General features: G+C 66.3%; 18 protein-coding genes and 1 tRNA gene. 8 read left to right on the forward strand and 11 right to left on the reverse strand.

The window, feature by feature from the left end; all coding sequences use genetic code 11:
• Nucleotides 1–76: 76 nt before the first annotated feature.
• Nucleotides 77–301 (reverse strand): hypothetical protein, encoded by a 225-nt coding sequence (locus MK786_RS05390; protein WP_241111206.1) that lies wholly within the window; start codon nucleotides 299–301, stop codon nucleotides 77–79.
• A gap of 158 nt (nucleotides 302–459) precedes the next feature.
• Complete coding sequence (locus MK786_RS05395) at nucleotides 460–3,207, reverse strand: AAA family ATPase (protein WP_241111207.1); 2,748 nt, start codon at nucleotides 3,205–3,207, stop codon at nucleotides 460–462.
• A 290-nt stretch (nucleotides 3,208–3,497) separates the two neighbouring features.
• Here MK786_RS05395 and MK786_RS16520 point away from each other — a divergent pair, with 290 nt between their 5' ends.
• A complete protein-coding gene (locus MK786_RS16520; RefSeq protein ID WP_374200428.1) occupies nucleotides 3,498–4,184 on the forward strand; it encodes an HD domain-containing protein in 687 nt (228 codons plus the stop codon).
• Nucleotides 4,185–4,269: 85 nt separating this feature from the next.
• Here the strand turns inward: MK786_RS16520 and MK786_RS05400 are convergent, their stop codons facing one another.
• From MK786_RS05400 to MK786_RS05415, 4 genes are all read right to left on the reverse strand, one after another.
• Entirely contained in the window at nucleotides 4,270–6,456 is a 2,187-nt protein-coding gene (locus MK786_RS05400) for a DGQHR domain-containing protein (protein ID WP_241111208.1), read from the reverse strand.
• A gap of 746 nt (nucleotides 6,457–7,202) precedes the next feature.
• Nucleotides 7,203–8,831, reverse strand: coding sequence for an McrC family protein (locus MK786_RS05405; RefSeq protein WP_241111209.1), 1,629 nt, complete (start codon nucleotides 8,829–8,831; stop codon nucleotides 7,203–7,205).
• A complete protein-coding gene (locus MK786_RS05410) occupies nucleotides 8,831–10,555 on the reverse strand; it encodes an AAA family ATPase (RefSeq protein ID WP_241111210.1) in 1,725 nt (574 codons plus the stop codon). The genes MK786_RS05405 and MK786_RS05410 overlap by 1 nt, the downstream gene beginning before the upstream one ends.
• Nucleotides 10,556–10,558: 3 nt before the next feature.
• On the reverse strand, nucleotides 10,559–11,494 hold the full coding sequence (locus tag MK786_RS05415) for a DNA adenine methylase (protein ID WP_241111211.1): 936 nt from the start codon (nucleotides 11,492–11,494) through the stop codon (nucleotides 10,559–10,561).
• A 52-nt stretch (nucleotides 11,495–11,546) separates the two neighbouring features.
• Between MK786_RS05415 and MK786_RS05420 the strand changes: the two genes are divergently transcribed.
• A complete protein-coding gene (locus MK786_RS05420; RefSeq protein WP_241111212.1) occupies nucleotides 11,547–12,854 on the forward strand; it encodes a site-specific DNA-methyltransferase in 1,308 nt (435 codons plus the stop codon).
• 220 nt (nucleotides 12,855–13,074) lie between these two features.
• Nucleotides 13,075–14,205: a site-specific integrase gene (locus MK786_RS05425; RefSeq protein WP_241111213.1), complete on the forward strand. Its 1,131-nt coding sequence runs from the start codon at nucleotides 13,075–13,077 to the stop codon at nucleotides 14,203–14,205.
• Nucleotides 14,206–14,424: 219 nt separating this feature from the next.
• Here the strand turns inward: MK786_RS05425 and MK786_RS05430 are convergent.
• A tRNA-Arg gene (locus MK786_RS05430) sits at nucleotides 14,425–14,496 on the reverse strand.
• Between the two features lie 59 nt (nucleotides 14,497–14,555).
• Between MK786_RS05430 and MK786_RS05435 the strand changes: the two genes are divergently transcribed.
• Nucleotides 14,556–15,365 (forward strand): endo alpha-1,4 polygalactosaminidase, encoded by an 810-nt coding sequence (locus MK786_RS05435; RefSeq protein WP_241111214.1) that lies wholly within the window; start codon nucleotides 14,556–14,558, stop codon nucleotides 15,363–15,365.
• Nucleotides 15,366–15,428: 63 nt separating this feature from the next.
• Here MK786_RS05435 and MK786_RS05440 read toward each other — a convergent pair whose 3' ends face one another.
• Nucleotides 15,429–15,710 (reverse strand): Fe-S cluster assembly protein HesB, encoded by a 282-nt coding sequence (locus MK786_RS05440; protein ID WP_191767194.1) that lies wholly within the window; start codon nucleotides 15,708–15,710, stop codon nucleotides 15,429–15,431.
• 321 nt (nucleotides 15,711–16,031) lie between these two features.
• Between MK786_RS05440 and MK786_RS05445 the strand changes: the two genes are divergently transcribed.
• Both MK786_RS05445 and pntB read left to right on the forward strand, forming a co-directional pair.
• A complete protein-coding gene (locus MK786_RS05445) occupies nucleotides 16,032–17,579 on the forward strand; it encodes a Re/Si-specific NAD(P)(+) transhydrogenase subunit alpha (RefSeq protein ID WP_241111215.1) in 1,548 nt (515 codons plus the stop codon).
• Nucleotides 17,576–19,000 carry a Re/Si-specific NAD(P)(+) transhydrogenase subunit beta gene (gene pntB / locus MK786_RS05450; RefSeq protein ID WP_241111216.1) on the forward strand — a complete coding sequence of 475 codons (1,425 nt, stop codon included), beginning with the start codon at nucleotides 17,576–17,578 and terminating at the stop codon, nucleotides 18,998–19,000. Before MK786_RS05445 ends, pntB begins: the two co-directional genes overlap by 4 nt.
• A 20-nt stretch (nucleotides 19,001–19,020) precedes the next feature.
• Here pntB and MK786_RS05455 read toward each other — a convergent pair whose 3' ends face one another.
• Together MK786_RS05455 and MK786_RS05460 are read right to left on the reverse strand one after the other, a co-directional pair.
• Nucleotides 19,021–19,377 (reverse strand): Lsr2 family protein, encoded by a 357-nt coding sequence (locus MK786_RS05455; protein WP_241111217.1) that lies wholly within the window; start codon nucleotides 19,375–19,377, stop codon nucleotides 19,021–19,023.
• A 141-nt stretch (nucleotides 19,378–19,518) separates the two neighbouring features.
• On the reverse strand, nucleotides 19,519–20,400 hold the full coding sequence (locus MK786_RS05460) for a LuxR C-terminal-related transcriptional regulator (RefSeq protein ID WP_241111218.1): 882 nt from the start codon (nucleotides 20,398–20,400) through the stop codon (nucleotides 19,519–19,521).
• A gap of 141 nt (nucleotides 20,401–20,541) precedes the next feature.
• Here MK786_RS05460 and MK786_RS05465 point away from each other — a divergent pair, with 141 nt between their 5' ends.
• Together MK786_RS05465 and MK786_RS05470 are read left to right on the forward strand one after the other, a co-directional pair.
• The gene (locus MK786_RS05465) at nucleotides 20,542–20,895 is read left to right on the forward strand and encodes a DUF485 domain-containing protein (RefSeq protein ID WP_241111219.1); all 354 of its coding nucleotides are present in this window, start codon (nucleotides 20,542–20,544) and stop codon (nucleotides 20,893–20,895) included.
• Nucleotides 20,892–22,505, forward strand: a complete 1,614-nt coding sequence (locus tag MK786_RS05470) for a cation acetate symporter (protein WP_241111220.1) — start codon at nucleotides 20,892–20,894, stop codon at nucleotides 22,503–22,505. Before MK786_RS05465 ends, MK786_RS05470 begins: the two co-directional genes overlap by 4 nt.
• A 124-nt stretch (nucleotides 22,506–22,629) precedes the next feature.
• Here MK786_RS05470 and MK786_RS05475 read toward each other — a convergent pair whose 3' ends face one another.
• Nucleotides 22,630–23,199, reverse strand: coding sequence for a methylated-DNA--[protein]-cysteine S-methyltransferase (locus MK786_RS05475; protein WP_241111221.1), 570 nt, complete (start codon nucleotides 23,197–23,199; stop codon nucleotides 22,630–22,632).
• Between the last annotated feature and the right edge of the window lie 111 nt (nucleotides 23,200–23,310).

Here is a 23,310-nt window from a genome sequence, read left to right on the forward strand (position 1 = left end):
CGCAGACGTCACCTTCGCTAGCGACGCCTTCGGTTGACGGAGCATCCTGGAGTAGACGATCCGGCGAACAGCGACCCTACTTGTGCGGAAGCGCTCGGCGAATGGCCTCCTTAACGAGAGCGCGCCCGGTCGCATCGTTTTCCATGTCCCGTTCGAACTCGACCACCTCATGCGCAACGGCCCGGCGCTCGTCGGGCGACAGCGACTCGATACGCCGGCGAAGTGCAACATCATCGCCCGCGACGCGGTCGAACACCTGAAGGAAGTAGTAGACCTCGCTGGAGGACGTGCTATCAGCCATGCCGCAAGGCTAGCGACCCTGACTGGAAACGTGGCCGAAAGCGGGTCGTTCATAGCAGCAGGCGAGGAGATTCTGCGAGCGAAGCTGGGGCCCCGACGAGAGTGACCGTCTGGCCCATCCGAACGCTCTCGCGCTAGGCGCCCGCCATTCGAGCGCCTCTACATCCCCATCCCGCGCCCCGCACTCGGCGCCCCAAGCACCGGCCCCGTAGCCATCGCCGCGAAATCCGGCTTCCTCGCCGCGCGCCGCACCTCCGCCTGAGCCGCGCGCACAGCATCCTGCATCGTCAACTCCGGAGTGCCGCGCTGCATCGAGTCCGCGAGACACTCGCGCGCCGCGGCATCCGTCCTCGCGACGACGATCGCCACGTTGTGCGCCCTCCCGCGCGTGAGGCCGACATAGAGGCCCGCGGCATCCACATCCGGACCGACCACCGACGCGTCGGCGGTGTCGCCCTGCACGCCGTGCACGGTGGACGCGTAGGCGAGCTGCAGGTGCTCGCGGGCGTACTCGATGGACACTCGCGCCACCTCGCCGCTGTCGCTCACGGAGGCAAGCGACAGGTACTCGTCCCGGATACCGCGCACGATCCACTGCGCACGATTCTCGACTCCCGTGAGCCGGTCGTTGCGACGGGTCTGGACGGTGTCGCCGACGAGGATGCGCTGCTGCCCGATTCCCCACGCGGCGAGGCGCACGTCGAGCTCGCCCTGGTCGACTCGCCGTTGCTGGATAGCGTCGTTGATCGCATCCGCCTCAGCATTCGTGCCGGATACCAACGTCACGCGCTTGCCGCGCGCGTGCCAGTCGAAGTACGCGTCGATCATCCGCTCACGCGCCGCGTCGTGATGATCGACCCGGTCGACGTGACCGTGTTCGGCAAGCTCGCCCGCAACCACCAGCGCATGCTCGCGATCACCCGCATCACGGAGCCGCAGCGTGAGCGCCGCGTAATCGGGATCGCGGAACCGATGCACCGTGTCGAGCTCGACCGCCGCGTTCGCGTGCCGGATCGCAGAGCCCATCGCGCCCGCATGCCCGACCGGCAACGCCTGATGCGTGTCACCCACGAACGCTAGCCCGACCCTATGCTCGATCGCGAGGTCGACGAGGACGTTCGCCGTCTGCAGGTCAACCATGCCGGCTTCGTCGACGACGATCCGATCGCGAGCACACAACACGTACTGGGTCGGTCCGCCGTATGCGACCCCCGTGCTGGGATCGACGTCTCCCGCTCGAAGCCTGGTCCACACCTGCGCGCCGGCCGCGTCGGTGCCCCATCGGTAGCCATGGTCCCAGAGCAAGGCATGGACACTGGATGCCGCGGCCCCGACCTCGCGCGACGCCACCGATGCCGCTTTTCGCGTGGGGGCAATGACGAGCATCCGTCGCCGTTGCGCCGTGAGCGCCGCGGACGCAACGCGGAGCATCGTCGTCTTGCCCGCACCGGCGGGGCCGGTCACCGTCACGAGCCCGTCCGTGCCGGCGATGGCGCACGCGGCCACGCCTTGCGACGCATCCAGTTTCGACAGATCCTCGTTCGGAGCAAACCGGAGCAACTCGCCCGGCAGCAGGGGCCGTCCAGGTCGGGCGAGCACGTCCAAGCGGCCGGCGAGACGCACCTTGGCGCGCACGGTCTCGGTCGCCATGAACGCCTTGACGTGCGGGGGCGGGTCATCCGCAATCAGCCGGTAGACGGAACGCGTGGCATGCTCCGTGACCTCCGCGATCACGCCATCGAGCCGATCGCGCTCCGCAACGACGCCCGTGCGCGAGAGTGCGCGTATTGCTCCCGCGCGGATGTCGAAGCGGCTGAACCTCCCGCCGCATGATGTGGACCGTTCGTCCGCGTCGACGACGGCCTGTGCAGCGAGCAGATCCAGATCGACGGCATGCAAGTCCGTTGCAGCGACGGGAACTGCTGCGCGCGTGGCGATCAGCCTTGGATCGATCGCAGCGACCTCGTCGCGGACGTGCACCTCCCAAGACGCCTCATCGAGATCGGCCGGCTTGTTCGGACGCGACACCGCCCACGCGCGCCGGTCGATCTGCTGCAGCACCTCCACGCTCGGCGCCGATCCTCCGTGCGCCGCGGACCACTCCGCGATCAGGCGGACGCGGTTGGTCTCGATCTGTGCCGACCGACGAGAGAGGGGGCGGACGGCGCCGGCCAGTTCGGCGATCTCGCCGGTGTCGTCGAGCGTGTATCCGTGGCGGGCGAGCGCGGCGATCCAGGCGGGATCGGTGCGGGTGGCGAGCTCGCCCTCAGCGTTGACGACGGTGTGCAGTTTCATCGCGACGCGCGAGTCGAGGTTCGACCACTGGCCATCCGCGCCGAGCACCTTGATGTTCAGCCAGAGATGACGGTGGATGTGCGGGTCGAGCGCGCGCGAGCGCCGATGCTGCAGCTCGACGACCTCGATGCGAGTGATCTCCTCGCGGATGAGCCCTCCGTGCCCGCGCCGCGCGTTGAGCTCCGTCTGCCACGTGACCAGGATGCGGTCACGCAGCCGGTCCTGGAGCGCTTCGAACTCGGCGGCGAGCTCGGGATGCAGCAGCGCGGCGATGCTGTACGACTTCGGATGGTTGAGCGTTCCGTCGAGCAGCAGGTCAGCGTCAGGGCTCAGCCGCTGATGGCCGCGCTCCTCCCCGGTGATGGGGTTGTGTCCGGTGAGCCAGACACGAAGGCCGCCGGCGGTGAGCTCGTCGGAGGTGATGACGCCGTTCGCGACGACGAACCGCGCGACGGTCGAATCGGATGTGGCGCTGTACGCCTCGAGCGCGTCAACGCCGGGGGAGTGGTCCACGTGGGCGGCGTCGCAGGTGCCCTCGAGCGCATAGCCGATCGCCTGTCCGACCCCTCGGGATCCGACACCTCGCTTCCACCGCTCGAGGCCTCCGCGCATGCCGCCAGAATAGGACTCGTTTTCGCCGTTATCCAGGCATTTTTCCGGTGTGTAGGTGCATGTAGGGGAGTGCTTCTAAACGGTGGCGCCCACCTACGGTGCCTGCGTGCATTGCTCTCCAACTCGCCATCGAAAGCAGGGGTAGTCCGAGCGGCTTTCGGCCGCGGGAGGGAGCTTGGAACTCGAAAGCTTGCCGTGGCAGGACGGCGCTTCACTGGCGGGAGCAGATTGGAACGAAGGTGTGACCGCCGGCGCCGAGCATGCCGCCGCGGGCCTGGGAGGATGGGCCCATGCATCCATCCGGCGAAGCAGAGTTAGCGACTACTCTGCGTAGCGTTTGCAGGCGGTCGCAAGTCCCCTCGCGACCACTTCTGGCTTTGGGGGTAGTGGAACAGCTAGCCGAGCTGAGAGCACTTCGAGGGGTTCCGCAAGATCCCACCCGCCACCCCGAGGGAGACGTACTCGTGCATTCTCTCGGGGCCGCTGACGCGGCAGCTCGGATGGCAGCCGAGAGAGGGCTGCCAGCCAGTCAAACGGAAACGCTCGTACTGGCATCACTCTTTCACGATGTCGGTAAGCCCGCGACGACAACGATCATGCGTGGCAAGATCACATCCCATGGTCACGCCGGCGCAGGGGCCACGATAGTGACCAAACTTGGTAATCGTCACCACTGGCCGCCGAGTCTCACCTCGGCTGTGAGTGTGCTGGTCGACACGCACATGGCGCACGTCTCCGTTGAGGGGACGCCCTCTCGCCGCGCGGTAGCACGACTTGTGGCGAAGCTCACGGCCGGAGGATGCAGCCTCGAGGACTGGGCAATCGTAGTAAAGGCGGACGTTCAGTCCCGAGGGCTGTCGGTGCAAAGAGATCCTGCGGAGCCCTGGATAGCGGTGGGGGGCGATCTATCGAACTGGCCCAAACCCATCGCTCCTCGACACACGCCTGACCAACTCTCGGGCGAGCAGCCGATATGAGCGTGTGCCAGTGCCCGCCAAGCTGCGACGGCGCGGCATGCTGTATCGCGCCATGCGCAATCCAGCGCACAGGAACCGAGAGTTCCTAGAGCCCGAAGTGCGAGTTCAAAACATGAAGAAAGTCATACTCGTCCTCTGTCACCGTGCCGTTGTGGGAGACTTTGTTCCGAATATCATTCAGCCGCACTAGCCAACCAGACTTATCCTTCCAGCTCGTCTTTTTCTCGTCGCTGGGCAATGTGTAGTCCGCATCGTAAATCTCGTTCCACAGTGCCATGTTGCCGTGCTGAAGAATTTCTCGGTAGTTGATCAGATACAGGCAGTCCCACCAGTCGATGGTCGTCCCCGGAGCAGCATCGTATTGCTTCGCGGCCGCCTGGGCCTGTGCGTCTTGATAGACCTTCTTCGGTACTCCATTCTTGACCCACTCCGTACCGAAACGGTCCTCCAGGCGCCGTCGGATGTCGCTGTTCAAATGCGCCTCGATCGCGTGCACCATCGTGAACGACTCAACGTTGAATTGCTTCTCCTGGTCGGCAATCCACTCAGCCAATCCGTCGGGTTGGAATTCGGCGTGGGAGTCTGCGATCGCCGACTGAAAGCGCCGCAGGTATTTCGTAGGTGCGCCACCGCCGAGCCAACCCCGAAATTCAGAGACCTCATCTAGCGGCAGCGACCCCAAGTGCTCGGCAAGCGTCTTCAGCATCGGCCGGGTCTGCGTAAAGGTGGATGAGGGAGAATTCTCGCGGGGGTCAATCAAGCCTGCTGCGTCTAGGTGATCAACGACGTCGCCGATAACTCGGATCAGAGCCTCCACGCCCGCATTGGTGAACACGAAGCCACCTTCGCCGCGACCGATGTTCCACTGCGTGGGCAGTTGATCGCGAAGGTAACCAAAACACAACTCGAGGAATTCAACCAGTGGCGAGCAAGTGTCATCGTTCGACGTCCTGTAGAAAGACCCGAACGACTTGACCGCGTTCGCGGTAAATTCGCCGATGAAACGACCTCGATCAATTCCGCGCTGGACGGCGTCGAGGCTCACACATCGAGTGGTGTCCGATTGCTCCTCCCCAATGATGATGCGCCCGCGCAACGGAGACGACTTCACCTCACCGAGAAGCTGAGCAATTTTCAACTTCAGTGCGTGCGCCTGCTTCCGCTTGTCGGGACTCGACCACAGGAGGTCCGCGTTCAACGTATTCTGTAGATTCTTTGGGACCGCTTGCTGATTCTCGTTAATCTGCATGAAAAGTTCGAGCTGCTTCTCGGACGGCAGGTCGACAAATGCGACCACGGGGATCAACTCAGTCGCAGCGCGATCCGAGTGCGCAAAACCGTACAGGCGGTGCTGCCCGTCAATGATGTAAGCCGACCTGTACTTCCGGGGCAGATGCAGGACTCCGAGCGTCGTCGAGCCAGCATGTTTGCCGGACCGATCAAACTTGAGCGGCTTACCGCCGTTATCGATGTTGACGATGAGTGAGTTGGGGAAGAACCCGCCCGAATCCACAAACTGCGACACTTTCTTCAACCGTGAACGCTTGATGATCCTTTGGTAGGTGGGCATCCAGCGGACGTTGGCGCTGTTTCGGTGCAGCACATAGGAGATCTTCAACAGCCGTGCTGGTTCAATTGCAAAGGAGTAGTAGGTGAATCCACCCATCCTTCCTTTGATAGCAGGGACTTCGGCCTCGATGGCGGCGATCTGCTGGCCATGAAAGAGATTTCCGAGGAGCTGGAACTTGGCAGCCGTGCCCAAGTGGTTAGCGAGCTCGTGATAGTAGGAGACCGCTTCCTCATCAAGGATCGAGATGTCAGCGTTTTGGACACGGTCAAGCGTGTCTTTGCTCGCATGAATGTTATTGATTGCGAGAATGAAGCGGATCTTGTGCTTGGGGAAATGTGAGCGAATGCTGGCGATAACGCCGGCTCGGTAACCCTTGATGCTTTCAGTTTCGGTCTTGAACGCTTGTGTCGGAGGATACTCTGCGCCGGAGGACTTGCACTCTATTACGAGCACGACCTCGTCGTCGGCGGCGAGGATGTCGATCTGCTTACTTTCGTTCGAGCCCTTGCCATACGGAATTTTCATTGATCGATCGCGGTTAAGCGTCTCGAAGCCGAGTCGCGCGCACATCGCCCAGACGAGATCTTCAAACTGCACATCGTGGCGCTTGATTCGACGCATCCAAACGCTGGTCTTAAGTGTCTTGTCAACGATCCAGCCCTCATCCTCATACTGCTTCTGAAGGGCTGGCGACACCTTCACGCGGTCATAGTGAGCCACTCGACGCCGAGTTTCGGACCGAATGGCGCTGACCGGCAACAGTGCAGACTCGTCGAACACGTGACCCCCGGTTTGATCGGATGCGGTTGCTCGCTGGGTTCACCCATGGAGGGCATCAGCCTGGACTTGGGCTCGTTCGGTCACCAGCGGCGCTTCGAGCCTATCGACGCGTGAACGTGGAGACGTGCAGGGACGCGGGTGTACGTAGCTCCCGTGCGCTCTCGCGGGTATTCCCATTCCAGGCTGTTGGTCGGGACGGCATCCTTGGCCACGTCCGATTGCTCAGCAGTGACCGAAGCTCTGACGCCGCCGTGACGGCAACGTCCGCCGCCTGCGCGAGGCAAGGAACTGGAATCAGGCCGCGCGGACCGGAATGCTCGACACTGGCGGACGCGAGAGCAGGCGATTCCGGCACCGACCCGCTGAACCGCGGCTAGATCGCTGGCTCACGCGCGTCGTCTCGACATACCTTGGTTGGGTTCCAATTCCAAGCAGTTTCCCGAGCCGCCCGCGTACGTATCTATACGGAGTTCCGTCGAGCGACCTTCCAGGAATCCGAGTAAGTCGTCGGTCGAAGCCAAGGCTCTATCATCGTCAGGGCATGGCAGAACGAAGCTTCCTCATTGAGCGAGTCCGTCGGAGATCGCCACCCACCTCGAACGGTTGAGCGAATCGCCGCTGGAGCGATGCTCCATGGACTTCTCCAGAGCTAGGGCCACCACAAGCTGCTAACCGGGTGCCGATGTGCTCGCAGACAAGGCCTCACGCACCTGGTCTACAACTTCCGCGAGCACATAGTTTGGACGAACTTCGATGAGACGGATGCCGTTCTTTCTGCGGACAGGTTGCTCGCTGACATCGCGTTCCTGTAGCCCCCCAACCAAGGCAGATCCACCCGAGAGCTCCACCGGCTGCGAGTCTCGTTCCCCGTGATACTCGACGGCAATGTCTCGCGCGCTGAACACTATGTCGACAAGTTGTGGCGCCAACCACCCGGGTCGAGCCCGGTGCTCAAGACGCTCATCCGGGAATGCCTCGCGCAGCTCACGCAGAAGGCGTATCTCCGGCTCGAGCCCTTCGTCAACCCGAGGTAGCTCGGCATCGCCGCGGGCGCGGATTGGCACCGCACCGGCAATAGCTCGCTCGAGTGCGTCGGCTCGCTCGGTGTCCCCCGAGCCGACGCGGTAAGCGAACATGTCGATGCCGAGCGCGACCAGCCGAACCGGGCGCCCATGGAATCCGACAACGTCGAATGTCGACTCGGCAAACTTGCCGGGATAGACCAGCAGTGAGAGAGGTGAATCGAGCGCGGCGGCAGTGGTGAGCGCTTGGAACACATGGTCGCGCTTGGGAGTCTCCCCGCCGGAGTACTTGGCCTCAAAGGCGGCAGCTACGCGACCGTCCGACCACCGCAGTACGCCGTCGGGCTCGACCCCTTGGGCGACGCCACCAGTGCTCGAGGCGAGCAGTAGCGGGTGCGTCCTCTTCGGTTCGAGCGACAGGCCGGGCGTACGGTCAGCGACCACTCGAAGCGCACGCTCCAACAGCGTCTCAAGGAGAGGCCACGGCTCGACTGCAACCTCAAGTCCCGTTGCGTGTCCAGGGTCGCCGACTACGGACCGGTTCCTGAGGAGGGGGGCTGCGATGTCCCAAGCCGGCGCGTAGGCCGCCCACTGTGCGGGAAGGCGACGCCGCGCGACCGACGGGTTCACAAAGGATGGGATGGGCTGACCGGGCACGACGTCCGCCTGCAACCGCCGCAGCCGCGAGGCGAGCTCGCCACCGGCGGCCGAGCGGCTCAGGAGCCCGGCGATTACCGAGAGCCCGCGCGTGAAGTCGTTCGAGACACTCAGCTCGTCGCGGCTCATCGGGAACCGCGCAGGATCCAGCGCGACCGTCCGCATCCAGCGCGTGACGTCGAGACGACCGCTCCATCGGCGCGCAGTGTCGTGCTTGCGCTCGTACACCTGCAGAGGCCCCTCGCGACGCAACGCGCGCTCGAGGCGACGTGCGTACTCCAGCGCGAGCGCAGCGGAGAGGTCGTCGCGGCGCTGGGAGGAACGGGAGCGTTGCGAGCCCGCGACCGCGAGGCGGGTCTCGCTTGAGAGCAGGTGGATGACAGCCGTCGTCCAGTCGTCCGTGCGAATCTTCGGCGCGACTTCTGCGATGCCTCCGCCCGGCAGTGTGAAAGAGCCGACCAGGTTGCTCAGCGTGACGCTGTCTCCATCGACGCGGTACTGGCGCAGTCGAGGCGCGAGCTGCTCGTTGAGTGCAGGCATGGCGGCGAGCAGCTCGTTGCGTTCGCCGCGATCGAGGCGAGCAGGCTCGAACTCGCGGAACGTGAGCCGCTCGGACACTACAACTTCGCTTGGTGCCGGAGCTCCGCGGCCGCACGCTCGGGTGTGAGGTCGGAGAGCGAGTGGACGTGAAGGCGCGCAGACCGGTAGGTGCCGAGTTCCTGATCGCCGGCCTTCCATGTCGCGACGGCGTCCGCTCGCGGGGCCGGCGTCTCAGCGGTGCCCGCACGAAGCACAGCCGCTAGGGCGCCATCATCGTCCTGCATCGCGAGCCGCAGCGTTGAGACCACCCGGAAGTCGAACGCAGCTGCCAGGCTCGCCACAGCCTCATTTGTGGTGGCCCCGTTCACCGCCCAGAAGTTGGACTGCCCAAGCCGGAAGTCCGGGCCGAGCACTGTGTCGATGCGCTCATTCAGTGCGTGCAGGAGCTTGACGGCCAGCGCGGCAACGATGCCAGGAGTCCATTCGTCGTAGGCAGCCGCAAAGTCCACGTCTTCGGGGGCTCCGAGGTGCTGGGTGAGCACGTCGTAGTTCGGCGGCATCTCGACGATGGAGAACCGGCGGCGAAGGGCCGCGTCGAGCGGCGCAACGGAACGGTCGGAGGAGTTCATGGCCGCAACGACCCACAGGCTGCGAGGGAGCGTGAAATTGCTCGGCACTTCCCGGTCGCCGTCGTGGGCGAACTCCAGCGGAACCTTAATGCCGAGGTCGGCGAACGGTAGGTTCACGAAGGCCCGCTCACGCTTGTCCTTGTCGAGCAGCGCAATTGTGTCGCCGAGCACTGCAGCCGCGTTGCCGCGGTTGAACTCGTCAAGAACGATCAGAGCTCGAGTGTCCGCGGTCTTCGCGTACTGAGCGAGGTTCACGAGCGGGCCAGGGTGCGGCTTCACCGAGACGCCGCCACCGTCCGTCGGCTCGGGAAGGAGGCCGACGACTAGATTCTCGTAGGTGTAGGCCGGGTGCAGCACGACGACGCGCGTCTTTCCCGGCTCCCCTCCCGGGCCCTCGGTGAGCGCGTCATGATTCAGGCCTGAGTCGAAGTGGAGTCCGCCCGCGCTGTTCTCGACGAAGTGGACGAGCTTCTCGAGGAGAACGGTCTTGCCGGTGCCGGGCGGACCGACGAGCAGAATGTTCGGATTGTCGTCAAGCAGGTCGATGAGCTTCGCGACCTCGGGCTCGGCGGTCACGCCACCAGCCACCTCGAGCGAGGCACACGACTTCTTGGAATGCGTGGACCGTGCGGCCTCCTGCACAACTTCAGGAAGCCGGTTCAGCGCGGCCCACTCCATGCCGGCGGGTGGGTTGCCCACATACGCGCGCAGATGGAGACGGTTGGTCTCGCCCTGCAGCTTCACCGCTACGAGGAAGGGCTGCAAGTCACGCCCTTCGAGCTGCGCCCACTCTGCGTCGGCGCTGTGCGGGTTGTCATGCGAGGGGTCGCCAGGGATGGTTGCGATCGTCTGGTCCGTCGGCGCAGGCGTGACTTTCCACACCGGCGGTTCATTCTCGCGGGGCCACGCGAGGTGGAACCGGTCGGACGAATACGAGACGAAGCCAGGGCCCTCTCCGCCGGGCCACACAAGCGTGATGTCCGTACGGCCCCCGCGCCGCTCAGGAACGTGGAAGAGCGTCGAGAGCAGGCGTCCGCACTCTCCGCTGACCTGGAGGTAGTCCTTCGTGTACGAGTCGTCGCCGCTCGATGTCTCGAAGCGACCATAGGTGGCCTTGAACGCGGCAACGGAGAATTGCCAAACCCACACGGCTTCGACGGCTTGTGCGACCACGCTTCACCTTCCGATGACGATAGCCTCCGGCGACATGTGCGATTCGACTTCGCGCTTGCTTTGGGCGGCCAGCGAACGATGTGTTCTGAAAGTCACGATATCGGCGAAGTCGAAGAGCTCGCGGACACCCGGTGTGTCACGGTTCGACATGACCCATCGAACACCTTGCTCCGACATGTTCCGGCAGTGCACGGCGAGGTCGAGGAGGTCGGGCAGCTCGAACGTCTTCGCCGTGTACTTGTTGAACTTCGCGGTCGGCTCCTTTTCCACACCGGGCTGGGTGAAGAGCGGGAGGTATGGCGGGTCGAGGTAAACGAAGTCTCCGGGCCGCACGCGGTTGAGCGCATCCCTAAAATCCTCTTCGCGGATGGCTGTCGCGCGAAGGGACTCGGCGATGGCGGCGTACGTTTCGTCGCTGAAGCCCTTGAACGCACGGTCGCCCCACGGTGCGTTCATCGCGCCCGTCCGAGAGTTCTCGCGCCAAAGATGATTCCATGACGTGCCGTTGAGATAGAGGAAACGAGCCGCGCTCTCTAGGGAGTTCGTCGGCACCTGCGCGCGAACCTCGTAGTAGTACTCCTTTGAGTCACGCTCCTGGTGTGCATCCAGGAGCGTTCGGAGCGCCGTCTGCTCGTCTCGCATCGCGACCCACGCGTTGACCAGATGTCCGTTCAGGTCAGCGAGGTTGGCACGGCCCTCGACACGCGGCTCGACCGCGAGGAAGACCGCGCCTCCGCCGAGGAACGGCTCGTGGTAGTTCGCGATGCGCTCCGGGATGTGCGGCAGGATGCGGGGCAGCAGCTTCGTCTTGCCACCGGCCCAACGGATGAATGGCTTGGTCGGCCTGGGTAGCGCAGGCGCATCGAGCACGGGTCGCCTCCGTCGTGTTGGCATTGTCGTTGGGTGATGCCATCGTAATCTGGTCGGAGCCACCGACATCGGCGGCGCGGGCGTATGGCTCGAGAAGGGGTGGGGCGTGATGAGCGGGAGTGTGGAGCTCGTCTGGCCGAACAAGGGGCTCCCGCTGCACGCATCCGGGGCCACCTCGTACACCTGGGTCCAGCCCGATGACGCTGCGCTGCGGAACCCGCTCCGTGTCGAAACGTTCGGCTCAGCGCTCCGTTCGACGTCGAACGTCCTGGCGGTCGGTGACGGCTTCGACGCGCTCGAAATTCTCCGCGACACTAACGTGCTGTCGGACGGCATCCGGGCGGTCTACATCGACCCACCGTTCAATACCCAGAAGACCTTCAACCACTACGGCGACAGTTTGGCCACGCCGATGTGGTTGAGCATGATGCGCGACCGTCTCGCTGCCCTCAGGCCGCTGCTCCGGGAAGACGCGTCCGTATGGCTTCACCTCGACGACAGTGAGGTTCACCGTGCTCGCGTCGTCATGGACGAGGTATTCGGCGAGGCGGCATTCGTCGCGTCCGTAGTCTGGCAGAAGCGCACAACCCGGGACTCGCGAGCCGCGTTCAGCAGCAACCACGACACTATCCTCGTCTACGCGCCGTCGGGCCCCCGGACATGGAAGCTCAGCCGAAATCTGCTCGCGAAGGATGAGGCGCTGCTGCGCAATCGGGATGACGACCCACGGGGCCCGTGGAGCGACGCGCCGTTCACCGCACCCGGCTATCGCAAGGCACAGCAGTACGACATCGTCACTCCGTCTGGCTCCATCGTTCAACCACCGCGTGGACGAAGCTGGTACGCCACAGAGAAGACGTACCTTGACCTGCTGGCGGAGGATCGTATTTGGTTCCCCAAGGGCGGTGCAGGCATGCCGCGCATCAAGCTTTTCGCGCACCAGCTTCGCGGTCTAGTGCCGTTCACCGTGTGGGGCTCCGCTGACGTCGGAACCAATGACGACGCGAAGCGCCACCTCCTCGAGCTTTTCCCCGACCGACCGGTGTTCGACACACCAAAGCCGGAGGAGTTGCTCGAGCGCATCATTCACGTCGCGAGCAACCCAGGCGAACTCGTGGTCGACCTCTTCGCTGGATCGGGAACGACCGCGGCTACGGCCCACAAGATGCGCCGCCGGTGGGTGACAGTGGAGCGGAACACCCAGACCGTGCTTGACTTCACCCTTCCTCGCCTGCAGCGGGTTGTGAACGGTGAAGACCGCGGCGGTATCACGGGACAAGTTGCGTGGACAGGCGGCGGGAGCTTTGAGGTGCTCCATGTCACACCGCGCTTCGGCACGCTTGCCGGTGTGCACCGTCCGTCCGTCCTCGGAAAGTGGCTCAAAGGGTCCGCGTTTGGGACCAAGGAGAATCAGGCGCGAACCGCGTAGACGCGCGAGCACGTAGACAAGAGGATAGAGCGGCCAGGACGGAGCGCGGCCGATCGCTACGCTCTCGGCGTCGGAGGGACGCGCCTCTTCGATCCATCGCCAGTTGAGGACGTCTTCCGACATCTGTCCACATCTGTCATCTGCCGCGTTGACGAGGCGCGACCAGTGTCCGACACTGGCCAGATACTGACCATCGAGCCGGCACCGAGCGGAGGTCGAGATGGGCAGCATAACCCCGTACGAATCGGCGAAGGGACGCCGCTACCGCGTGCGCTACCGCAAGCCTGATCGGACCGAAACGCAGAAGCGCGGCTTCACGACGATGCGCGAGGCGAAGCTCTACCTGTCCATGGTCACCGTGTCGAAGTCGAAGGGGGAGTACATCGATCCCGTGGCATCGCGGGTGCCGGTCCGGATGTTCGCGGACAGCTGGCTGCGGTCGAAGCAGCCGCCTATGTCGAAGCCTTCGTACTACATGACGCTCGAGCGGGCGTGGAAGAACCACGTCGCTCCAGTCTGGGCAGACAGGGAGATCTGGTCGATCCGGCGGTCTGAAGTTCAGGACTGGGTGTCGGACCTTGCGACGCAGAAGTCGCGCACGGTCGTTCTTCGCGCGCTGGGAGTCCTCGCGGGCATCCTCGATGTCGCCATCGATGATCGTCGCCTTGCGAACAACCCGGCGCGACACATCCGCAATCTCCCTCGGAGCGGACCGGGCAAGCGCCGCGTCTATCTCTCGCATGACCAGGTGGCGACGCTGGCGGCATGCTCGGCGCATCCGACGATGGTCCTGACCTTGGCCTACACCGGCCTGCGCTGGGGTGAGGCGACGGGGCTGCGCGTGCGGAGTGTGAATCGACTGCGTCGACGCTTCGTGATCGAGGAGAACGCGGTGATGATCGCGTACGAGATCCACGTCGGCACGCCGAAGACGCACGAGAAGCGCTCGGTCCCCTACCCGGAGCGCCTCGCTCCGATGATCGAACAGGCTTGCGCCGGCAAGGGCCCGGAAGGGCTGCTCTTCGGCGACGGCGTCAACCACATGCGCAACTCAGGCGCACAGGGATGGTTTGCGAACGCGGTCCGCCGCGCGCAGGCTGTGGACCCATCGATCCCGCGGCTGACGCCTCACGACCTCCGCCACACCGCCGCATCGCTCGCGATCAGCTCCGGCGCCAACGTGAAGGCCGTGCAGCGGATGCTGGGGCACGCGTCGGCGGCCATGACGCTCGACACCTACGCCGACCTCTTCGACGACGATCTGGATGCCGTCGCATCGCGCCTCAACGACGCAATGCCGCTCGTGGCGCTGCCCGCGGGTCCGCAGACCCGCTACGCCCGACCGCAGTAGCCGCAGAGAGCAGATTGCTCAGCTTTTCGACGAGGCTCGAGACGCCCGAAACGCTCGATTTCGTCGTTCCGCGACGTCCAACGGAGCGCGCTGAAGGGGCTTGTCGGCGCCCTCCGAGCGGTCTCGAGATTTTCAAAATGCGGCCAAAATGCGGCCAAAAACGTGATCTCGGCGGTCTGACTGAAAGAGGAATACCTGGTCAGATACAAAAAAAGACTGTGCCCCTGGAGGGACTCGAACCCCCAACCGTTTCCTTAGGACGGAACTGCTCTTCCATTGAGCTACAGAGGCTGGCCCCGAAAGTCTACCCTCGACGCCGGCACCGCCCGGGAAGCGGTAGCGTCGCTGCGGTGAGAGCATCCAGGGCCGCGGCATCCGCTCTCTTCGTTGTCATCGCGACCACAGCGCTCGCCGGCTGCACGACGAATCCGCCGACCGAGATCACGCTGCCTCCGGCCGGTGCAGCGCCCGACTATCAGCTCGGCGGGGCCTACCCTCCGCCGGCCGACGTCGGGATCGTCGTCCGTGACCGCGCCGAGCCTCCCGCCGACGACGTGTACTCGATCTGCTACGTCAATGCGTTCCAGACCCAGCCGGCCGAGCTCGCCGACTGGCCCGACGAGCTGCTCCTGAAAGACGCCGAGGGCGACATCGTCTTCGACCCGGCGTGGCCCGACGAGGCGCTGCTGGATGCGGCATCCGATCGCAACCGCAAAGCGATCGCCGAGGTCGTGCGTCCGTGGATCGAGCGATGCGCGGCCGCGGGCTACGACGCAGTCGAGTTCGACAACCTCGACACCTACGCCCGCAGCGATGGCGCGCTCACGTTCGACGACAATCTCGCGCTCGCCGAAGTGCTCGTCGCGATCGCGCACGACGCGGGCCTCGCCGCCGGCCAGAAGAACGCCGCCGAGCACGCGGCCGCACTGCGCAACGGGGCGGGCTTCGACTTCGCGATCGCCGAGGAATGCGCCGCCTTCGACGAGTGCGACGCCTACACCGACGTCTATGGCGACCTCGTGATCGCCGTCGAGTACTCCGGCGTGGGCGAGTTCCGCGCAGCGTGCGAAGACGAGCGGATGCCTCCCTCCACGGTGCTGCGTGACCGCGAACTCGTCGCGCCCGGGGAGCCGGGGTACGTGTTCGAGCTCTGCCCCTGACGCCGGGAAACGGCAGCGGCCCCGACGCCGAAGCGCCGGGGCCGCCGAAAAGCCGAGAGGAACTCAGTCCTGGAGGCCGAGCGCGAAGCGCACCGAGCCGTCCTCTGACAGTTCGGCATCGAGCACGCGGTCGTCGAGCGCCGTGGCGGCGGTCTCGTCGAGGAACACTCGCGCGCCGTCGGTGACGACCACCGTGTCGAGCGGCTGCGGGTCGCCCGCGACGCTCAGCTCGAAACCGGTGTCGTTGCCCGCGTCGCGGATGCGCACGCCTCCGTCTTCTACCTGCGGAACCCGCGCGACGATCTGCTTGACGGCCTCAGCGGCTGTCTGGGTCATCGTGAGCATGACGTTCTTCCTTCCGTAGCGGACTGCGGACCGGCCACGATTCCGAGAATCGGCGCGAGGGGCAAGGTGAGAGCGGCATTTGGAGGGGAATGCCAGGTTCGGGATGCTGCGCGGTCGGGGTTCGCGAGGGCGCGAGGGGTTTCGATGCGGCGCTTCGCGCCTACGCAACCGGCGGAGGGGAGGAGTCCGCGGCGGGGCATCCCGGTTTCGCGATCCGCAAAGATCCGCAATTCTTGCCGCGGCGCGGGGTGAAATGCGAGGCTGATCGTCCCTGGCCTCTGCCAGGGTGGACGCGAACCAGCACCTGATCCAGAGGAACGCATGACCCGCATCGGCATCGTCGCCGAGGCCCCCGGTGAGAACCGGGTGGCCGCGACTCCCACCACCGTCCCCAAGCTCATCGCGCTCGGCTACGACGTCGTCGTCGAATCCGGCGCGGGCGCGGCATCCTCGTTCCCCGACGCGGCCTACCAAGAGGCCGGGGCATCCGTCGTCGACGGCGCCGAAGCCTGGGCGAGCCCGATCATCCTCAAAGTCAACGCGCCGACGCCCGGCGAGATCGACCGCCTCGCCGACGGAGCGACTCTCGTCGCGACCCTGAGCCCGGCGCTGCGTCCCGATCTTGTCGAGGCGCTGGCCACGCGCAGCATCACGGCGATCGCGCTCGACGCCGTGCCGCGCATCTCGCGCGCGCAGTCGATGGACGTGCTCAGCTCGATGGCCAACATCTCCGGCTACCGCGCCGTGGTCGAGGCGGCGCACGAGTTCGGCCGGTTCTTCACCGGACAGGTCACGGCGGCCGGCAAGGTCCCCCCGGCGAAGGTGCTCGTCGCAGGCGCCGGCGTCGCCGGTCTCGCGGCGATCGGCGCGGCGTCGAGCCTCGGCGCGATCGTGCGGGCGACCGACCCGCGCCCCGAGGTCGCCGACCAGGTCGCGTCGATCGGCGGCGAGTACCTCGAGGTCGTCGTGCCCGACGAGCAGAAGGAGGTCTCGTCCGACGGCTACGCCAAGGCCACCAGCGAGGCCTACAACCGTCGCGCCGCCGAGCTGTACTCCGAGCAGGCCGCCGACGTCGACATCATCATCACCACGGCGCTCATCCCGGGCCGCGCGGCGCCGCGCCTCATCACGGCCGCCGACGTCGCGAGCATGCGTCCGGGCAGCGTCATCGTCGATATGGCGGCCGGCCAGGGCGGCAACGTCGAGGGTTCGGTCGCGGGGGAGCGGGTCGTCACCGACAACGGCGTCATCATCCTCGGCTACACCGACCTTCCGGGGCGCCTGCCGCAGCAGGCATCCCAGCTCTTCGCCACCAACCTGGTCAACCTGCTCAAGCTGCTCACCCCCGGCAAGGACGGCGAGCTCACCCTCGACTTCGACGACGTCGTGCAGCGTACGGTCACGGTCGTGCAGGACGGCGCGGTCACGTGGCCGCCGCCGCCTGTGCAGGTCTCGGCGGCGCCCGCGAAGGCCGCAGCTGCACCGCCCGCACCGGTCCCAGAGAAGAAGACCATGTCGCGCGGCACGAAGACGGGCCTGGTCGTTGCCGGCATTGCCGCGCTCTTCGCGATCTGCGCGTTCGCGCCACCACCGCTGCCACAGCATTTCCTCGTGCTGACGCTCGCGGTCGTGGTCGGCTTCTACGTCATCGGCCACGTCGCCCACGCGCTGCACACGCCCCTCATGAGCGTGACGAACGCGATCTCGGGCATCATCGTCGTCGGCGCCATGGTGCAGATCACCGCGCCCGACCTGACGGTGCAGATCCTGGCCGCGGTCGCCGTGCTGGTGGCATCCATCAACATCTTCGGCGGCTTCGCCGTCACGCGCCGCATGCTCGCGATGTTCCAGAAGGGTGAGACCCGATGATCGCCGTCGCAGGTCAGGTGGCCGGAGCGGCCTACATCGTCGCCGCACTCCTCTTCATCCTGAGCCTCGCCGGACTCAGCAAGCACGAGACCAGCCGCCGCGGCGTCACCTACGGCATCGTCGGCATGACGATCGCGCTGCTCGCGACGGTGTGGCTGGTCGCCGCAGACGCGTGGGCAGACCCGGCGGCGACCCTCGGACTCGTGCTGCTGGTCGCGGCTGTTCTCATCGGCGGCGCGATCGGTCTGTGGCGCGCACGCATCGTCGAGATGACCGGGATGCCGGAGCTCATCGCCCTGCTGCACTCCTTCGTCGGTCTGGCCGCCGTGCTCGTCGGCTGGAACGGCGCGCTGTACGACACCGGCCTGGAGGGGGCGCTCGCCGACATCCACCACGCCGAGGTCTTCATCGGTGTCTTCATCGGCGGTGTGACCTTCACCGGATCGATCGTCGCGTTCCTCAAGCTGTCGGCGCGCATCTCGTCGAAGCCGCTCATGCTGCCGGGCAAGAACGCGCTCAACCTCGGCGCGCTCGCGCTCTTCCTCGTGCTGACGGTCTGGTACGTCATCACCCCCGAGCTGTGGCTGCTCGTCGCGGTCACGGCGCTCGCCCTCGCACTCGGCTGGCACCTCGTCGCCTCGATCGGCGGCGGCGACATGCCCGTCGTCGTCTCGATGCTCAACAGCTACTCGGGCTGGGCGGCCGCAGCCGCGGGCTTCCTGCTCAACAACGATCTGCTCATCGTGACCGGCGCGCTCGTCGGCTCGTCGGGTGCGTACCTGAGCTACATCATGTGCAAGGCCATGAACCGCTCGTTCCTCTCGGTCATCGCGGGCGGCTTCGGAATCGAGGCGCCGAGCGGTCCTGAGACGGAGTACGGCGATCACCGCGAGATCGACGCCGAGAGCGCGGCCGACATGCTGACCAGCGCATCGTCGGTCGTCATCACCCCCGGCTACGGCATGGCCGTCGCACAGGCGCAGCACGGGGTCGCCGACCTCGTGCAGCGACTGCGCGACCGGGGGATCGACGTGCGATTCGGCATCCACCCCGTCGCCGGACGCCTGCCGGGACACATGAACGTCCTCCTGGCCGAGGCGAAGGTGCCCTACGACATCGTGCTCGAGATGGACGAGATCAACGACGACCTCTCGCGCACCGACGTCGTGCTCGTCATCGGCGCGAACGACACCGTCAACCCCGCCGCGGCCGAAGACCCGGGCAGCCCGATCGCCGGCATGCCGGTGCTGCGCGTGTGGGAGGCGTCGAACGTGATCGTGTTCAAGCGCTCCATGGCGTCGGGATACGCGGGCGTGCAGAACCCGCTGTTCTACCGCGAGAACGCGCAGATGCTGTTCGGCGACGCGAAAGACAAGGTCGACGAGATCCTCGGGCTGCTTTCACGCGCGCCCGCGTCATGACGTCCGCGAGGCGGCGTGCGTCAGTGCGCCGCCTCGTAGGCTTCGAGAACGGATGCCGGCACCCGGCCCCGCTCCGACACCTGGTGGCCGTTCTTCTTGGCCCACTCGCGGATGGCGCCGTAGTCCTGCTGGCCGGTGCGGCGCCGCTTGCGCGCGGTGCCTCCGCCGCTGCCAGCGCCGCCGCGCGATGAGCCGACGCTGCGTCCGGCGGCGACGTAGGGGGCGAGCGCGTCGCGGAGCGCCGCGGCGTTGCCTTCGGTGAGGTCGATCTCGTAGGCGACCCCGTCGAGAGAGAACAGGACGGTCTCACCCTCTCCGACTTCGAGGACGGACCCGTCGAGATCGTCGACGAGCTGATGCACAATTCTGCGAGCCATGAAGGGCACATTACGCGCGTTCAATCCCTCTTCGCACGCGAATTGTGAAGCTGGGGAAATCGGATACCCTGCGCAATTCGGTCCGATTAGTCCGACTCGGCGCGAATTCCGCCCGAACCTCCGAGTTTCCCGGGCTCTGCGCTAGGGCAGAAGGCCGGCGCGGCGGGCCTTGGCCACCGCGGCGTGGCGGGTCGAGGCATCCAATTTCGCCATCGCCGACTGAAGATACGACTTGACCGTTCCCTCGCGCAGGGAAAGGGTCGCGGCGATCTCGGAATTCGTCGCCCCGAGAGCACAGCACGCGAGCACGTCGATTTCGCGCGGCGAAAGGCGCACGTCGAGTTCGAGCGTCGGCTCCTTTTCGGACTGCGACAATGCCGCCAGCCGCTTCTCGAGACGCGCGAGCCGTTCGCGCAGCGACGCGTCTTCGACGACGGCCGCGATGCTGCGCAGTTCCGCGTAGGTCTGGCGCAGTTCTTCTCGGGCGGCAGGAGCGAGAGCGGATGCCTCGGCCGGCGCGGCCGGGGGAGCCAGAGCGAGCCGGCGGTCGACCTCTTCGCGGATGCGCAGCTCGCTGGAGAGCTCTTCGGCGACCGCGAACGCGGGACGCGCCGCGACATCGCCGACGGGGAAGGACGACCACGAGCCGCAGTAGATGACGCCGCGCGCCCGCGCGCCGACGAGCACCGGGATCGCGAACAGCGTCGAGATGCCCTCGCCCAGCACGGCGCGGTCGTAGTCGTGCGTGATGCTGCGCGACGAGCGGTAGTCGAGGGCAAGCCGGGGGCGCTTCTCGACGAGGGCGCGTCCGCCGAGTCCGCGGGACGCCTGCACCACGAGTCCCTCGAGACTGCGCGTGCGAGCGCCGGCGATCGAGGTGACGTGGATCGCGTCGCCGCGTTCGAGGCCGCCGAAGGCGACGGGGAAATGGGTGCGCCGCACCAGGTCGTTCACCGCACGGGCGAGCAGCTGCGTGTCACCGTCGGTGCGGTTCGACTTCTCGCCTGCGGGGGAGCCGCTCACGCGGTACCTACTTCCGGGGGTGACGGCGTCCTCGCCGCTTTTCGTAGCGTCGACCCTACCACCCGGGTTGAACGCTCGTCCCGCCGCCCGGGACCCCCACCCGGCGCGAAGATGCGCCCGTTCATGAGGCAAGGAGGCCACATGTCCGATCCCCGGACAGACACCGCCCCACCCGGCGGAATCGACTACATCGAGGTCGAGGAGTCGCCCCGGTTCACAGAGCTCAAGCGCAAGCAGCGCGGCTTCGTGTTCCCGATGGCGGTCGCGTTCCTCGTCTGGTACTTCGCGTACGTGCTCCTCTCGTCGTTCGCGCCGGAGTTCATGGCGCAGCGCGTGTGGGGCGACATCACCGTGGGCCTGATCTTCGGCCTCGGCCAGTTCGTGACGACGTTCGCCATCACGATGACGTACGTCTGGTACGCCAACCGCAAGCTCGACCCCATCGCCGAGGAGATCCGCGAGGACCTCGAGGCACGTCAGGAGGCCTCCGTATGAACGACGTCTTCGCTGCGATCTCGGCCGCCGTCGACACGGTCGAGAACAACCCCGTCCTGAACATCTCGATCTTCGGGGCGTTCGTGGCGGTGACCCTGTTCATCGTCATCCGCGCGAGCCGCAACAACAAGACGGCGGCCGACTACTACGCCGCCGGGCGCTCGTTCACCGGCCCGCAGAACGGCTTCGCCATCTCGGGCGACTATCTATCGGCGGCATCCTTCCTCGGCATCTGCGGTGCGATCGCGATCAACGGCTACGACGGCTTCCTGTACTCGATCGGCTTCCTCGTCGCGTGGCTCGTCGCACTGCTGCTCGTGGCCGAGCTCATGCGCAACACGGGCAAGTTCACGATGGCCGACGTGCTCTCGTTCCGCCTGAAGGAGCGTCCGGTGCGCATGGCCGCGGCCATCACGACGCTGGCGGTGTGCTTCTTCTATCTGCTGGCGCAGATGGCCGGCGCGGGCGGTCTGGTCTCGCTGCTGCTCGGCATCACCGAGACGCTCGGGCAGTCGATCGTCGTCGCCGTGGTCGGCGTGCTGATGATCGTGTACGTGCTCATCGGCGGCATGAAGGGCACGACGTGGGTGCAGATCGTGAAGGCGTTCCTGCTCATCGGCGGTGCGCTCGTCATGACGATCTGGGTGCTGGCGATCAACGGCTTCAGCCTGAACACGCTGCTCGAGAGCGCGGTGGCGGCGTCGCCGCAGGGTGAGGCGGTCCTCGGGCCGGGCCTGCAGTACGGCGCGAACCCGTGGGACTTCATCTCGCTGGCGATCGCCCTGGTGCTCGGCACCGCGGGTCTGCCGCACGTGCTGATGCGCTTCTACACGGTGCCGACGGCCAAGGAGGCGCGTCGCTCAGTCGTGTGGGCGATCTGGCTGATCGGCCTCTTCTACCTGCTGACGCTCGTGCTCGGCTACGGAGCCGGCGCCATGGTCGGCCCGGAGGTCATCGCGGCGGCGCCGGGTGGCGTCAACTCGGCTGCACCGCTCCTCGCGCTCGAACTCGGCGGGCCCCTTCTGCTCGGGTTCATCTCGGCGGTCGCGTTCGCGACGATCCTCGCGGTCGTCGCCGGACTCACGATCACCGCCGCTGCATCGTTCGCGCACGACATCTACGCGAACGTCGTGAAGAAGGGCGACGTGCCGCCGGACGGTGAGGTCAAGGTCGCCCGTCGTACGGTCATCGTGATCGGCATCCTCGCAATCATCGGCGGCATCGGCGTGCAGGGACAGAACGTGGCGTTCCTCGTCGCCCTCGCCTTCGCGGTGGCGGCGTCGGCGAACCTGCCGACGATCCTGTACTCGCTCTTCTGGCGAAAGTTCACCACGCGCGGGGCGGTGTGGAGCATGTACGGCGGTCTGGCCGCCGCGATCATCCTCATCTTCCTGTCGCCGGTGTTCTGGGGCACGGAGACGAGCGTGTTCAAGGTGGGCACGGCGATCTGGCCGCTCAACAACCCGGGCATCGTCTCGATCCCGCTCGGGTTCTTCCTGGGCTGGCTCGGCTCGGTGACCTCCACCAGGGCGGAGGACCGGCGCAAGGCGGCCGAGATGGAGGTGCGGTCGCTCACCGGCTTCGGCGCCGAGAAGGCGACGCACCACTAGCCGCGACTCAGCGCGGTGGATCGGCACGGCCCGGGCGGGAACGCCCGGGCCGTGCTTCGCGCGGACGGGGAAGGTCTGCGCGGATGCGCCGCGGGCGGCCTACACGCTCGCGGGGCGTTCGGGGCTACAAGGGTGAGGGGCGTTCGAACGCCGCCACGCCCGAGGGGCGTTCGAGGTCGATGAGGTACTTCTTCACGTCGGGCCGGCCGCCGTACTCGCCGAGCGAGCCGTCGGCCCGGACGACCCGGTGCACCGGCACCACGATCGAAAACGGCGTCGTCGCGCACGCGGTGCCCACGGCCCGCGCTGCGCGGGGGCTGCCCGCCGCGATCGCGACCTCGCCGTACCCGGCCGTCTCGCCGTAGGGGATCTCGCGCACGGCCTCGAGCGCATCGCGCGTGAAGCCGCGCACCAGCCGCCAGTCGAGGTCGAGGTCGAACGACCGGCGATCGCCGTCGAAGTACTCATCGAGCTGGGTGATCGCCGCATCGAGCAGGGCGCTCGCCGCGGCGTCCGCCCCGTCGTCATCGGGCACCGGCACAGCCCGGAGGGCGAGGGACACCCGCTCGAGCTCCGCGCCGAGCGGACCGTCGAAGGGGTGGAGCGTCACGATGCCCTCGTGGGTGGTGACGATGAGAACGTCGCCCACGGGGGAGGGATGGACGCGGAAGCGAGGCGAGTCCGGGGAGGTCATGGGACCATCCTGGCCCCGACCCTTCCCACTCCACCTTTACGAGCGCCGGCTGTGTACGCCCGGCCCAGAAGCGAACGTGGGGAGGAAGGGCTGATGACCCGGCGTGTCCAA

The sequence above is a fragment of the Microbacterium sp. CFH 31415 genome, from assembly GCF_022538185.1.
Classification (GTDB): Bacteria; Actinomycetota; Actinomycetes; order Actinomycetales; family Microbacteriaceae; genus Microbacterium.